Genomic DNA, 14,716 nt, shown 5'->3' on the forward strand with positions numbered 1-14,716 from the left:
ATTGCAAGATGGATAAAGATTGGTTAAAAGGCATTTTCTTCTTGGACAAAATTGGGTAAATTTATGTTGCGTAACCAGATTGATGGGGCTCTTAGGGCTGCTTTGAAAGCGGAAGATAGTGCGCGTCTTGCTACACTTCGTTTAATGAATGCTGCAGTGAGGGATCGTGATATTCTTTATTATGATGAAGGGAAGCTAGAAGTGGATGATCAGCAGATACAATCTGTTTTCACTAAAATGCTTCGACAGCGTGAAGAATTGATACGAGTCTATAAAGAGTCTGGTTGCTTGGAATTGGCAGAGAGAGGACAAGCAGAAATAGAAGTTATTCGTGAGTTTCTTCCCTATCAACTTAAGGAGAGGGAAGTAGAACAGGTTCTTTGTGAAGCTTTGGCACATACAAAGGCTGAAAAATTACGTGATATCGGTAAGGTGATAGCATGGCTTAAGGAACGGTATGCGGGGCAAATGAATTTTTCTAAAGTGTGCAATAGTCTTCGTAAAAAATTGCAATAGATCTTATTAATTCAAGGGGACTAGAAAATATTTTGTATTGTGCTTCGCCTTTGTAAGTCAGTAGGATGTTGATAAATATCATTTATCTTATACATACATAACTATTATCAAAAAATATTTTTTATTGAAATAAACGAATCTTTTTTGAAGCTCATAGAGCCATAAAAACATCTTTTATGTATTATATTTTTCTGTTCTTCAAAACTGTTAGATCATTAACAAAACAAAAAAATTATAGAGTTTTTACTTTTTAAAAAAGATCTATTGTCTGCACTGTTAAAAATTTTAAAATAGGATGATTAGGCTAATTGATACAGATTTCCAATTTTGGGGAGTGTGTTGTTGTCTTTTTTGCTGTTTCAAAGCATTTCTTGATAAAGAGTTGCCGTATTTTTAGAGTGGTGATTATTCAGCAAGAAATTTAAATGTAGATGGTTTTATCAATATAGTGTGTATCTTCTTAATTCAAGCGCTGGTTTTAATGATAAGAAAATCAGAACTTTAAAACGTTTTTTCTATGGGAGACATTTTTAAGCTGAGTTGATGAAATGAAAAGATATTTTGAAAAGAAGTCTTTGTTTGTACTGTGTTTTGAGATGATTTTGAAATTCTTTTCTCTGATTAAATCCCTTATAAGTTATATAAAATCTATAAATTGTGTAGAATAAAATGAGTAACCTTTATTTGTGGGGATACAGTGGTGAATCCGTTAAAAATAGTTCAGTTAGCAACAATGGCTTACTCGTTAACCGCAAACGGGAACGGCGTGCCCATAGCGCACCTTGTTGACCAATATGAATGTAATCGCGGGTTAATTGGTCATGGTTAAATAAATAATGTCCTAGAGGTACAGTTCCCAAATGCATCAAGGCTTGATTGTGTAGGAGGGTTTCTTGTGGAATTACAGTGCGTCCAAGGAGCCAAGGTTTATTATCTCCCATCAATATAATTTCGCGTAGCCAATAACGCGCACTTTCAGGGAGATGCTCTGCTTCTTCCGTTAATTTATCTTGCGTAATAAAACATTCGCGTTGTGGTTGAACTTGGAGGCAGGTACAATATTCCTTTAATCGAAGCGTCATTGAGCCCGATTCCATGAGCCAATTGCGAATGTTTTCTGGTATTGGAGGATTTTGATCAGAAAACCACTTTAGAGGTGGTAAGATGGAATCTTCAAGATCAGACATCATTTTACTCCACATTTAAAGTCTTATTCCATATGTTATGTTGGGTGAATTAAATAAATAGCTCTATTGTAATACAAGGAGTATAAAAGCAGCAAGATTTTGACAAGAGGATAACAAAGGGAAAGTCGAAAGCAAAGATCTTTAAAAGAAGATAGGCGGGAAATATATTATAGGATCATTTTCATTAAACAAGAAAAATAAGGTATTATGTTTTGTCCAAGGCGCTTTCACACAATGCATTACGGATTTTTTCTTTATCGCATGAGCAATGGGAAAAGTGTTTTGTGCTTTAAAATTCGTTTGTAGCGCATATAAATTACATCTATGTCAGATGATATAAAGAGGAAACTTTAAGAGGCACAAAACTTTATTTTCTACTTTAGAAAGTGAAGAGAGATTTAAACCTTTTGAATTGAGATGTAAAGGAGATCGTATTCTTTATAAACAGGAAGTTTACAGTGATGCATATATTTTATAAAAAATTAAAATAGATTATAGTATTAAAATTGTAAAAAATTAATTCATATTACATAATATGTAGTAATTCTATAATAGAATACATTAATATTATACATATTTATTTTATTATGTTCTTTTCTTTTAAAGATTAGGAAAAAATTCTTTATCATTTTTTTCTTACTTCTCTCTTTATTTCTTAAGAATGCAAAAGAGTTCTTCGAGTTTTTTAGTAAAAAGAGTAATGTTGATGAAGTGTATAGGTGTTATGCGATGGAATATTTAATCATCGTTAGTGATTTTTGTAACCTTATGGGTTGTTATTACAGTGAGATGAGCTGGATTTGCGCACGTAGTACAAAAATAAGTTCGTATTTCGTTAAAATAACGCAACATATCTTTCCTGATATGCGTAAGTTTATATAGGTATGAAATGGTGCGTTATAAAGGTCTTTACTGCATTTCGTTTTAAAATACGGTGATAGTGTATGCCCAAAATCGCAGCTTAAGCATCTCACCATCGTATCAAAACTGGTAATAACGAGTTACAAGGAAATGTTTCAAACTTTGCTAGTTGTTTCCCAGTTTTTTATTGAATTTCAAAAGATATAAGAAACAAATGTTTTATGATCGAATTTTTTGTCCTATCCATATAAGAATACAGGCTCCTATAAAACCTGAAATAAGATAGCCAAGCCAACCAGCAAAACTTACACTTAAAAGACTAAAAAGAAAGCTTGCTAGCGCAGCGCCAATAATCCCTAAGATAATATTTAACAATATTCCTGTTTGGCTTTTCATAATATACTGTGCAGCCCAACCTGCAATCCCGCCGATAATAATAGCTGCAATCCAACCGATGTTTGCATCTTCCATGATACCCTCCTTTGCCTGAATTTAAATTGTAACTAGAGTAAACTTTGTCAAAATCAAGGCTTATTCCTTTTTTACCCAATGGAAAGGATATTTCTGTTAGAGATCTTATTTATTACTTTCATTTATATTAAAATAATATTAACACTTATATCACAATACTACTTAATAAGTATAAATATATAATATATTTCAATTTATAAATAAATTACTTAATTGAGAAATATGAATAAAAGAAGAAAATATTAATGAAAGTATTTTAATAAGTCATAAAGTTTATTTATATGCTTTTTTAACCTCTCTCTTAAGTAAAAAAAACAATTGTGATTAAAGCAATAAGTAAAATGGATATTTAAAAGTTTGGAGTTTGCCAATTGATATCAATGATGGTTGAAATGAAATTAAAACTGTTTTGTTGACACGTTATAGAATGCTTGTATAGGTTGAGCCTCTACCAATCTTGATATAAACGTTGCATTTTGTGGGGATTTGCATTCCTTATAGAGCATTTCTGTTTTTGCTGCTGCTGTGGGGCAATTCTCTTTTTACAAGGCGAGTTTAGGTTGAAACCATTATACTCTTGACTTCCTCTTTACGTGTTTACCAGTCTTGGCTTGGGGGTGGTTAGGCATTTTTACGTCTTTCTTCAAGAGTTCTATTCTATATGCTGCTTTATTTGTAATGTGCAAGAAGATGACTTTGAGTAATTCATCATGACTGGATTTTAAATGAAAGAAATCTATGATGAAGAGAGCTTTTTTAAATTGTCAAATAATAAAATATTTTTATAAAATCAACATCTTGACCATATTCAAAATCGAGTCATCGATGAGATGTGTTTCTTATTCAAGTTATTTTAAAAGTTTAAGGTTTTTCTGTTTGTTCTTCAGCAGGATTGCGTAGGCGAGAACTTTGAAGAAGTCCCTGTTCTTCTAAAATGGGGTAGATCATTGAGGTCAAAAGAGAGTTGATTTGTTTGAGGTCGCGGACAGTGTCGAGATGAAGACTGGATGATTCTACATTTTTGAGATCCCCTTCACGCAAACGTTTAAAATGTTTTAAACTCATCTCTTTTTCTAAGTTTCGTAGTTGATCTTTTTTTTGTACCAATAGGTGTGCAGTGTGTGTATCACGTGAGACGAGAACGTTAAATGCTATATGCGCGTTGGCTAGTACAATGGCGTGGAAACGAAGGAGATCACTCCAGCCCTCGCTGCTGAACTGTAAACCTTTTTGTTGTTTCTTTTTAACCAGCATCAGCATATTATGAATAATGATATCGCCTGCTTGGTCTAATTTTATACAGGCGCCTAGAAGTTCTTGCGTTTGAAGAGCTTCTTCGTCAGATAATTTTTGTCCCGCTAATCGTGCAAGATAAAGTTTGATGGCGATATGTTTTTTGTCCAATATGGTGTTGAGATGGTTGAGTTCACGAATAATATTGGGATCAGGATTTTCATAAAGCCCCATGATTTTTTCTAGCATGATGTCCACAAGATCACAAATATGAATGACTTCACGCATGACATTCGAGAGAGCGAGAGAGGGGTGTTCAAGAACACTGTCATCAAGAGCTGTTTGATCCGATAAATTGAGTGTTTTATCGGCTTGCGTTTTTTTTGCACTTATATGAACAATTTGAGAGGTTAATTTTAAAACCCATTTTGAAAGCGGTATTCCGGCAAGGAGAATGAAAACATTAAAAATAATGTGGGCGTTAATCACTTGAGTAGGGGCGTTATTACCAAGCCATGTGATGGGAGGCTGAAAGGAGAGAAATAAGATAAGTATGAGGATTGACCCTGCCCCCCGCATGAGTAAATTTCCTAAGGGAACGAGGCGGGTATTAGGAGGGGCATTGCGCGTTAAAAGTGGTGCTATAAGAGAAGAGCCAAAGTTGACACCAAGAACCATGACAACACAAAGTTGCGTATGAATAAGATCGTAGTTGGCAAAATTGACCAGCAAAATGATTCCTGCAATGGATGAATGTAAAAGGTAGGTTAAGCCAGCAGCCAACAAAAAAGTGGAAACAGGATCGGTTGAAAGATAACGAATGATGCTAGGCAAAATTTCGCTTTCACGTAGAGGTTCTGTCGCTGTACTTATCATCTCTAAAGATAAAATCAAAAGACCAATACCGATGACAATACGTCCTATTTGACGCCACTCACGTTTTTCTGTTGTCATGAAGATACAAGTGCCAATTAAAAGACAAAGGGGCACAACAAGAGTAAGATCATAGGTGAGAATTTTTACAACGATTGCTGATCCTAATTCTCCTCCACGTACAGCCATAAGTCCCGCTACTCCAGAGACAAAACCAGATTCAACGAAAGAACCAACGAGGAGCGTTATTGCTGTAGAGCTTTGTAAAATCATTGCTGTAAAAAGCCCAAAACTTACAGCAAACAATGGTTTTGAAATGACGTGGCACATTTTATATTTAAGCCTGTCACCATAGGCGCGTTCAATCCCTGTGCGCACCATGCGTGTGGCCCAGAGAAGTAAAGAAATAGCGCCGGCAAGATGAAGGAGTACCAATGAACCATTCATGATACTTTATTCTTTCTCTGTTGTTGAGAATATGTTTGCTTCAAAATTGATAAATTGAAGTTTATTGTTTTTATTTTGTTTTTGCTTTTAGTACTTGATTAAAATCATAACCGCTTGGGTTTTGAAAAACCTTTAGACCAAAACAGGGCAGAATGGAATAAAGGTGATCAAAAATATCACCTTGAATTTGTTCATAGTCTATCCAAACGGTGGTGTTCGTAAAGCAATAAATTTCCAAGGGTAAACCGTTTTCTGTAGGAGGTAATTGCCGTGCCATAAAGGTCATATTAGGGTTGATGTTTAGATGCTGTTGTAGATAAGCAAAAACATAAGCACGAAAAGTTCCAATGTTGGTTAAACGGCGCGTATTGGCTAAGACATCATGATTTTTATCTAATTTGGCGTTCCATTGATCAATTTCTGTTACTTTTTGCGTGAAATAATTTTCTAATAAATTAAATCGGGAAAGATATTTTTGTTCTTCTTCTGTGAGAAAATGGATACTTGATTGATCAATAAAAAGGGAGCGTTTGATGCGTCTGCCACCTGATTCTTGCATTCCACGCCAATTTTTAAAAGGGTCGGTCACAAGTTTACGGATAGGAACTGAGGTGATGGTGTTGTCGAAATTTTGAACTTTAACAGTATGCAGGGCAATTTCAATAACATCACCATCGGCACCGAGATTGGGAATTTCAATCCAATCACCAACGCGAACCATATCAGTGGATGAAATTTGAATACCGGCAACGAGAGAAAGAAGCGTATCTTGAAAAATTAACATGAGAACCGCGGCCATTGCACCAAGACCGGAGAATAGAATAAGAGGGGAGCGGTCAATCAATGTAGCGACCATTAAAATTGTTGCAACAGCAAAAAGTGCAATTTTAGCAATTTGAATATAACCTTTTATTGGTTTTAACCGTGCTGTTGGTCGTTGTTCGTAAAGGATGTTAATGACATTGAGACAGGAAGAAATTGTCAGGACAACAAAAAAGATAATGAAGGCGTTGGCAACATTGCCGATAACAGTGCTAAATGCATCGGGCAATGTTGGTATAAAATTAACACCAACTGAAATAATAAAGGCTGAAGTGATATCCGCTATGTATTGAATAGCATTATTAATATCGATCGTTGTATTTTGGGGGAGAAAAGAAGAGAGTTTTTTTGCTCCGTGAATAAGTAATTTTCGTCCTAGAAAGTTGACCAAAAGGGCAGCTATAGTAAGAATAATAAGCCAAGAAATAGCCTCTAACCACGGATATTGAACAATAAATTCGATCACTTTTCCACTCTCCATTTCTAAAATTATATGCAGTTAAGAGTTTAAAATTTTACAACTACTTAAGAGGAAGTATTGGAATTATGCTCTAAAGTCGTTAAATATGCAAAAAAGAATTTTTAAACTCTGTGAGAGATAATGCGTTTTCCGCCTGATTTCCTTAATGAACTACGTACGAGACTCCCAATTTCAACAGTGATTGGTCAACGGGTGGATTTTGATCCTCGAAAGAGTAAGCCTTCACGGGGAGATTTTTGGTGTTGTTGTCCATTTCATGGTGAAAAAACGCCAAGTTTTCATTGTGAAGATCATAAAGGACGCTATTATTGTTTTGGTTGTGGTGTAAGTGGAGATATTTTTACCTTTTTGTGTGAGCTTGATGGATTGCACTTTTCAGAAAGTGTAGAGCGTTTGGCTGAGTTTGCGGGAATGAAACTCCCCATTTTGGATTCACAAAGTCATAAACGTCAATTGGAAAAAGCTGATCTTTATGATGTGATGAAAATTGCTACAGATTTTTTTCAATATAATTTACGCGATAAAGGAGGTGCACAAGCACGTCGTTATCTAGATGCACGTGGCGTTACACCAGAGCTTGTAGAGCGTTTCCGCATTGGTTTTGCGCCGGTAAGGCGTACAGCTTTGAAAGAAGCTTTGAGTGCACGGGGCATTTCAATAAAGCAAATGGAAGAGTGTGGACTTCTCACAGTGCATGAGGAGAGTGCGGATTCTTATGACCGATTTAGAAATCGCATTATATTTCCTATTGAAGATTTGCGCAGACGTGTGGTGGCTTTTGGAGGGCGTGCATTAGAGAAAGAGACACGAGCAAAATATCTCAACAGCCCTGAAACAGTGCTGTTTCATAAAGGAAACATACTTTATAACGCGGCAGCTGCTCGCAAAAATAGTCGCTTTGTTAGCGATGAAAAAATTCATTCACTCCTTGTTGTTGAGGGGTATATGGATGTCATTGCATTGACTAAAGCTGGTTTTGAAGGAGTCGTAGCGTCCTTAGGGACAGCATTAACGGAAGCGCAAATTGAGCTTTTATGGCAGATGGGGAAGGAGCCCATTTTGTGTTTTGATGGTGATGATGCGGGTTTAAAAGCTGCTTTCCGTGTTGCTGATCGTGTGTTGCCTCTTTTAAAGGCTGGGGTTTGTGTAAGCTTTGTTTTGTTGCCACAAGGGAAAGATCCTGATGAAATTGTTTGTGCTGGTGGAGCACAACTTTTTTCTTCTTTTTTGCAAAAAGCAATTCCTTTGAGCGAGCTTTTATGGTGGCGAGCTACCTATGGAAAGCATTTTGAAACTCCAGAGACACGAGCAGCGCTCGAAAAACAACTAAAACAACAAATTTTTACGATTAAGGATGAAGATGTCCGTCGTTATTATTTGCAAGATGTAAAAAAACGCCTTTTTGATTTTTTTCGTCTCTCTTTTTCGAAAAAAAGGGGGGAAGGGCGATATGATCAATCTTCACCAAATAGGATCTTTAAAAATCAATCCTTTTCTCTATTAGCAAATTCTGAAATAGTACGAAATTCTTCACAATCTATTCCTTTGCGTGAAGCAGTGATTTTACTCACTTTAGCTTACTATCCTGAGTTGTGGTATGAAAATTTTGAAATTCTTTCTGAGTTAGAATTAAAAAATACTCAATTGATCATTTTTCATCAAGCTATGTTGGAAATTCTTGGGAATCAACAGCTTCATGACAAAGAGACGATGGTTGCGTTCTTAGAAAAAAGAGGGCAAAAGGCTCTGTTAGAGCGTATGAAACATCTTGTACAAAATATTGGTATGCGTATTATCTTTGGTGGAGCCCCTATAGAGGATGCACGCGCTATATTAAAACAAGCTGTCTACTTGCATCTTCAAGAACACCACCTACATAAGAGGTTACAGGATATTGAAGAGCAACTTGTAGAAAATCCTAAGAGTGAGGTTTTTGATCTGCTTCGTGAGGTAAAAAATGAGTTGGAGCAGATGCAGGCAACAGAAGCGTTAATTGAAGGGTTTGGAAGTTGGTTGGATGAAAAAATAGACGGGAATACACAAGATACGATAAAATGATTCGCTTTTTTAATGCGAATCAGTCACTTAAATTTTAGATGAGGAAGTTTATGTGGAGTGACATTTTCATAAAGATGATAATTAAATTTTAGGAAAAGCGGGTAAATTTTAGGAAAAGCGGGAAATTGGTTCTTACGATAGGGTGCAGAGATTATCTCAGAAGGGCTGAGAGGTGTCGGGGAGACTTCTTGAGTTTTCCCGCGTTTTTGTCTGGATGTCAAGTTTGTCTGGATGTCAGGGTGTATACAAAATGTATTCTTTCCAATAGTAATCTCTTAAAAGGAAGTATATATGAGAAACTATTGGTAGATCTTAGTGAGAACAAAAAAACTGGTCACATGGAAACTATGGTTACATGGAAATTGTGAAGTGATCGAGTGGAGTTATGGTATGGCAACAAAGGTTAAACAGAAAGATAATGCAGAAGTAACAAGCCAAGCGAGTTTGGATGGTCCTCTTCTTGATTTTTCTGATGATGCCATCAAGAAAATGATTAAACTTGCCAAAAAAAATGGTTACGTAACAATGGATGAACTCAATGCAGTTCTTCCTTCTGACGAGGTTACATCCGAACAAATTGAAGATATCTTGGCGATGTTCTCTGAGATGGGGGTTAATGTTGTGGATGATGAGGATGAAGTTGAGTCTGAAAATTATGAAGAAGAAGTTACGGTTGAGGGTGGTGATTTAGTAGAAGCCTCTAGCCACGCAATTGCAACGACAACGAATAAGCGCGAAGTAACAGATCGTACGGATGATCCGGTACGTATGTATTTGCGTGAGATGGGAGCTGTTGAGCTTCTTTCGCGGGAAGGCGAAATTGCCATTGCTAAGCGTATTGAAGCAGGGCGTGAGACAATGATTGCGGGGCTTTGTGAGAGTCCCTTAACTTTTCAGGCTCTTATTATCTGGCGTGACGAGTTAAAAGAACAGCGTATTCTTCTTCGTGAAATTATTGATCTTGAAACGACTTATGCTGGTCCAGAAGCAAAGCAGGCGCCTGTTATTGAGCGAAGTGAAGTTAATAAGACAGAAGAAGAAAAAATGTCTTCTGGTATGCGTAATATAGGGGAGAGCGCAGGAGAGAGAAACATTGAAGAAGATGATGAAGAAGACGATGATGATGTTAACTTATCACTTGCTGCAATGGAAAATGAACTTTGTCCTCAGGTTATGGAAACATTGGATTTTATTGCTCAAACCTATGTGAAATTACGAAAATTACAAGATCAGCATGTTGAAAGCAGTTTGGCAGAGCGTAAAGAGGGGGCTCTTACATCTTCTCAGAAGAAGAAATATATTCAATTAAAGGGTGAGTTGATTCAAGCAGTAAAATCTCTTTCTTTAAACCAAAATCGTATCGAAGCTTTGGTTGAACAGCTTTATGACATCAATAAGAGATTGATTCATAATGAAGGTAAGCTGAAACGGATTGCCAATAGCTATGGCATTGGCCATGAGGATTTTTTAAAAGAATACCAAGGGCGTGAATTGGATGCAGATTGGATGAATTATATTGCTGCTTTGCCTAAACCTGGTTGGAAAGAGTTTTCGGTGCGTGAAGCAAAAGAAATCCAAAAACTGCGAAGTGAGATACAAAATCTTGCGCAAGAAACGGCTATTTCGATTGGTGAATTTCGTCGGATTGTTATGCAGGTGCAGAAAGGTGAACGCGAATCAACAATTGCAAAAAAAGAGATGGTAGAATCTAATTTGCGCCTTGTCATTTCAATTGCAAAAAAATACACTAATCGTGGTTTGCAGTTTCTTGATCTTATTCAAGAGGGCAATATCGGTTTGATGAAGGCTGTGGATAAGTTTGAATATCGGCGTGGCTACAAGTTTTCAACTTATGCCACATGGTGGATTCGTCAGGCTATTACACGTTCAATTGCTGATCAGGCGCGTACAATTCGTATTCCTGTTCATATGATTGAAACAATTAATAAAATCGTTCGTACTTCACGTCAGATTCTCCATGAAATTGGACGAGAACCAACACCAGAAGAATTATCTAGCAAGCTTTCGATGCCATTAGAAAAGGTGCGAAAAGTTCTTAAAATTGCAAAAGAACCCATTTCACTCGAAACGCCTGTTGGTGATGAAGATGATTCTCATTTGGGTGATTTTATTGAGGATAGGAATGCGTTATTACCAATTGATGCAGCTATCCAAGCTAATCTGCGAGATACGACAACACGCGTTCTTGCTTCATTAACACCTCGGGAAGAACGTGTTTTGCGGATGCGTTTTGGAATAGGGATGAATACGGATCACACGTTGGAAGAAGTAGGACAACAATTTTCAGTTACGAGAGAGCGTATTCGGCAGATTGAAGCAAAGGCACTTCGTAAATTAAAACATCCTAGCCGTTCACGAAAATTGCGCAGTTTTCTCGATTCTTAAATAAAGAAATGCGTGTTCATTTTAATAAATCCCTCTTTCTTCCTAATGAAGGGGGAGGTCCGGTGCCGTTGTACTTGGCTGCTTTCTTGAAAAATATGGGAAGAATTTGAATAATCTAGAAAGTGTACGATTTCTTAGCTGTGGAATTTTGTATTCCTCTTTCTGAAAATAACAGATGTAGGGAAAAGACTGGTGTGCTAGTCATTAAAAAAATGAAAGATAAAACATTATCTTGCGTGTAGAGGTTCGTTTCTTAAGAAATGGGATCTAATAAGAATAAACTTATATTGCAACATACGGACTTTTTGATGAGAAATGTATATTCGTTGCGAGATTTTTTTATCATTTTAGGTGACGCATTTTATTCTTTGTCAGTTTATAAAGGGACGTTTCAATAGGTGATATTCATTTATATGCGCTATTTTTTGAATATTTTCTTTTATTCAGATAGATTAAAAAAAATGGTTTAAAGCATACATTGAGTTGAATCTTTTTAAGAGACAGAAATAGATAAAATTATAGAAATTAAACGTTTCATTTTTTATAGATCGTCTTAATTAAAAAGGTGTGTCTGAGTTTATGAGTGGAGAACTTCCCTTTTGGAAAGTAAAAAAATTAGAAGAGATTTCCATTTCTGAGTGGGAGAGCCTTTGTGATGGCTGTGGCCGTTGTTGTCTCCATAAAGTTGAGGACGATGATACGGGTGACCTTTATGCAACCAGCATTGCTTGTCGTCTTTTAGATGGGGAAACTTGCAGGTGTCGAAATTATGCCCATCGTAAATCAATTGTACCAGATTGTATATCGCTAGACATTACCACAGTTAAAACAGCGCGTTGGCTTCCAGAAAGTTGTGCTTATAGATTAATTTATGAGGGAAAAGATCTTTATTGGTGGCATCCATTGGTATCAGGAGATTGCCAGACGGTACATACAGCGCATATTTCTGCACACGGACAGATAGAGGTTTACGAAGACGAATTATTATCTGAGGAAGATTATCTTCACCACATTACTGGTCTTCTGTGTAAAGGCCAGTAATATGATTTTTTATACAACAGTTGGTGACTTAATCGATTGCAAAGACGACAGTGACGCTCACATTATAATTTAATTCACCACCTGCAAAATTTGTATCTGCGTAGCTTGCATCTGCTGCTCTACTCATGAGACGTGGTGTTGGGTGGTAGTAATCATCCCTTTCATTGATTTCAATAATTTTTCCTAATTTCAAATCGGCTGCTTGCGCTATCGTTTGCGCTTTTTCAATGGCTTCAGTAATGGCTTTTTTACGTGCTTCTTGATAAAATGGCTTTGTATCTGCGTTGGTAAAAGTAATGCCGTTAACTGAATTAACACCTAGTGACATCGCTTGATCAAAGATTTTACCAGCATTAGTAAGATCACGAATGCGCACGGTTAAAGAATTTGAAACATGATAAAGTTTTTCATTATTCTTTTTTTCATGGTGTTTATCAGAGGTCGATTGATAAATGGATAAGCCTGATGTTTGCAAATCATTTGCTTGGATGCCATTGTTTTTAAAAGCTTTTATAATATCATTGATGGATTGATTATTGGAAGCTAATGCCTTTTGGGCAGTTTTGTCATAGGTAACAACGGCTAGATTAATAATTGCCATATCCGGTGCGGCTTGACTTTCTCCGATTGCAGTCACTGTAATCGTTGCATTTTTCATTTTATTTTCTTCAGCATAAGCACGTACAGTCAATGATGTGGCTAAGAGTGTAAATGCTAATATAACTGTTTTAACCAGAGAACCCTTCAGTGGTTGAATTTTCTTTTCTATCATATCTATTCCTTCATATTTATCAGTTAACTATTCTCTCATTTTTAAGAGTTCTTGTAAAGAAATTAGGGCACTGAAAAAAAAACCAATAGAAAAGAGAAAAAGATGGGTTATAATCTTTGTCAGCTCTTGTATCATAGGGCATTTTAGTTTAGAGAGAAACAACCTATGTGGGGCCTGTAGCTCAATTGGTTAGAGCCAGCGGCTCATAACCGCTTGGTTGGGGGTTCGAGTCCCTCCGGGCCCACCAATAGGGAAATGCCCAATAGAAAAATGGATAGCTTATATAAAAGTTTTGAGATTCTACTTTTTTCATTTTTTATTTAGTTGTTTTCCTATTTGTTCTAGAATCCTTACATCCTTGTTTGTTGTAGTTTTTTTCTCAGTCGCTTAATATGAAGTGAGGGTATGTTTTTTTAGTCTCATCAAAGAAGTGCTCTCATTCGCAACATTGTAGCATTTGGATTAACTGATATGCATCGCTATTTACTTTCTTAATTCATGTACTGTTTTGTACTCTTTCTGTATAATGTTTTTCATAAAATAGAAGGCTAAAAGCTTCATTGAATAAGTTTATTTATGCTTGTTCTGCAAATAAACAGATCTCAATAAGACCAATTTTAAAGATTGTATCTGTTCAGAATAAATGGCTCAAAAAACATTTAGTGTAAATTTGCTTTTTTCTGAGTGATGTTAATGTCTTTTAGACGTTCGAATAGCATTATCGTGATGAAAGGTTGTATATAAGAGAATGTGATCCATAGGTGTTCATATTATAATATATCACGGGGTCAACGATGATAACATTTGTTGATATTGTCTTTTTTCCAAGAGAGGAGTTCTATTTGATTTTTGAGAAATATTATTCATAATGACGGTGGCGTGTTCTGTAAAAAGAATTTCATCAATTGTTCTTTGAAAAGTCAATTGAGTGATTGCTTCTATCGCTTTGCATCATCTAGATTTTATTGTAATAAGCATTTTATTATTCTGTAAGAAATGCTTTCTATGATATTGGAAAATTCGTTAAAATGCCGTTTTCTGTTTTTATGTATTTTTTCTTAATGCTCAAATTATAGAGTTTTCATGTAACCCGAATTATTATTGAAGAGCAGACGTCTTTTTTGATTTTACTTTCATAAGGGATTGGCAATATTTCGGTAAAACTAGCACCTTTTTGTATTGCTAATATTTTTCTCGTATTGATTGTGTAGAGAGTTTTATCTTGGTTATGAGTTTTCTCTCTTATAAAAACTTATTGGCAGAGAGGGTGATTTTTTTGGAAAAGTACACTTCTTCTTCAAAGTTACACTTTGAAAATATAATTCTTCATTTACATAAGGGAATTTTTCTCTTGTTGTAAATCTGCATACAATTTACGTACAAAGATTATGCGTGGTGATTCGTTTTATTTTTTAATAGTATTATTTTTGCTTATGATAAAGACTTATATTAGTATTTACAAAGTGCGTTTAGAGGGGAGGTTACCTGTAAACGTGTTACAGAGTTTTAGGTAGTGTGTGGCTCTGTTTATAAGAATTTATTCCTATA

The 14,716-nt window shown here is 35.8% G+C and carries 9 protein-coding genes and 1 tRNA gene; 5 read left to right on the top strand and 5 right to left on the bottom strand.

Annotation, left to right across the window (positions count from 1 at the left end):
* Positions 1–63 precede the first annotated feature (63 nt).
* Positions 64–516: a GatB/YqeY domain-containing protein gene (locus PVV60_RS02315; protein ID WP_273722836.1), complete on the top strand. Its 453-nt coding sequence runs from the start codon at positions 64–66 to the stop codon at positions 514–516.
* Positions 517–1,196: 680 nt separating this feature from the next.
* Here the strand turns inward: PVV60_RS02315 and ubiC are convergent.
* The 4 genes from ubiC to PVV60_RS02335 all read right to left on the bottom strand — a co-directional run bounded on the left by ubiC (position 1,197) and on the right by PVV60_RS02335 (position 6,876).
* Entirely contained in the window at positions 1,197–1,706 is a 510-nt protein-coding gene (gene ubiC / locus PVV60_RS02320) for a chorismate lyase (RefSeq protein WP_273722838.1), read from the bottom strand.
* A gap of 1,077 nt (positions 1,707–2,783) precedes the next feature.
* A complete protein-coding gene (locus tag PVV60_RS02325) occupies positions 2,784–3,035 on the bottom strand; it encodes a GlsB/YeaQ/YmgE family stress response membrane protein (protein ID WP_273722840.1) in 252 nt (83 codons plus the stop codon).
* Positions 3,036–3,896: 861 nt separating this feature from the next.
* The gene (locus tag PVV60_RS02330) at positions 3,897–5,588 is read right to left on the bottom strand and encodes a Na/Pi cotransporter family protein (protein WP_273722842.1); all 1,692 of its coding nucleotides are present in this window, start codon (positions 5,586–5,588) and stop codon (positions 3,897–3,899) included.
* Positions 5,589–5,658: 70 nt separating this feature from the next.
* The gene (locus tag PVV60_RS02335; protein ID WP_273722844.1) at positions 5,659–6,876 is read right to left on the bottom strand and encodes a mechanosensitive ion channel family protein; all 1,218 of its coding nucleotides are present in this window, start codon (positions 6,874–6,876) and stop codon (positions 5,659–5,661) included.
* A gap of 135 nt (positions 6,877–7,011) precedes the next feature.
* Here PVV60_RS02335 and dnaG point away from each other — a divergent pair, with 135 nt between their 5' ends.
* The 3 genes from dnaG (at position 7,012) to PVV60_RS02350 (ending at position 12,396) form a co-directional block, all read left to right on the top strand.
* Positions 7,012–8,949, top strand: coding sequence for a DNA primase (dnaG, locus tag PVV60_RS02340; protein WP_273722845.1), 1,938 nt, complete (start codon positions 7,012–7,014; stop codon positions 8,947–8,949).
* A 390-nt stretch (positions 8,950–9,339) separates the two neighbouring features.
* A complete protein-coding gene (gene rpoD, locus PVV60_RS02345) occupies positions 9,340–11,355 on the top strand; it encodes an RNA polymerase sigma factor RpoD (RefSeq protein ID WP_273722956.1) in 2,016 nt (671 codons plus the stop codon).
* A 579-nt stretch (positions 11,356–11,934) separates the two neighbouring features.
* Positions 11,935–12,396, top strand: coding sequence for a YcgN family cysteine cluster protein (locus PVV60_RS02350; RefSeq protein WP_273722847.1), 462 nt, complete (start codon positions 11,935–11,937; stop codon positions 12,394–12,396).
* A gap of 28 nt (positions 12,397–12,424) precedes the next feature.
* Here the strand turns inward: PVV60_RS02350 and PVV60_RS02355 are convergent, their stop codons facing one another.
* Entirely contained in the window at positions 12,425–13,168 is a 744-nt protein-coding gene (locus PVV60_RS02355) for an SIMPL domain-containing protein (protein WP_273722849.1), read from the bottom strand.
* Between the two features lie 170 nt (positions 13,169–13,338).
* Here PVV60_RS02355 and PVV60_RS02360 point away from each other — a divergent pair.
* A tRNA-Ile gene (locus tag PVV60_RS02360) sits at positions 13,339–13,415 on the top strand.
* Positions 13,416–14,716: the final 1,301 nt, after the last annotated feature.

Origin of the sequence: Bartonella sp. AU18XJBT (assembly GCF_028618595.1) — a bacterium.
GTDB lineage: Bacteria > Pseudomonadota > Alphaproteobacteria > Rhizobiales > Rhizobiaceae > Bartonella.

Coding starts and splice junctions, on each gene's coding strand:
- PVV60_RS02350 (WP_273722847.1), top strand. CDS start 11,935: ATGAGTGGAGAACTTCCCTTTTGGAAAGTAAAAAAATTAGAAGAGATT.
- dnaG (WP_273722845.1), top strand. CDS start 7,012: ATGCGTTTTCCGCCTGATTTCCTTAATGAACTACGTACGAGACTCCCA.
- PVV60_RS02355 (WP_273722849.1), bottom strand. CDS start 13,168: ATGATAGAAAAGAAAATTCAACCACTGAAGGGTTCTCTGGTTAAAACA.
- rpoD (WP_273722956.1), top strand. CDS start 9,340: ATGGCAACAAAGGTTAAACAGAAAGATAATGCAGAAGTAACAAGCCAA.
- ubiC (WP_273722838.1), bottom strand. CDS start 1,706: ATGATGTCTGATCTTGAAGATTCCATCTTACCACCTCTAAAGTGGTTT.
- PVV60_RS02330 (WP_273722842.1), bottom strand. CDS start 5,588: ATGAATGGTTCATTGGTACTCCTTCATCTTGCCGGCGCTATTTCTTTA.
- PVV60_RS02325 (WP_273722840.1), bottom strand. CDS start 3,035: ATGGAAGATGCAAACATCGGTTGGATTGCAGCTATTATTATCGGCGGG.
- PVV60_RS02315 (WP_273722836.1), top strand. CDS start 64: ATGTTGCGTAACCAGATTGATGGGGCTCTTAGGGCTGCTTTGAAAGCG.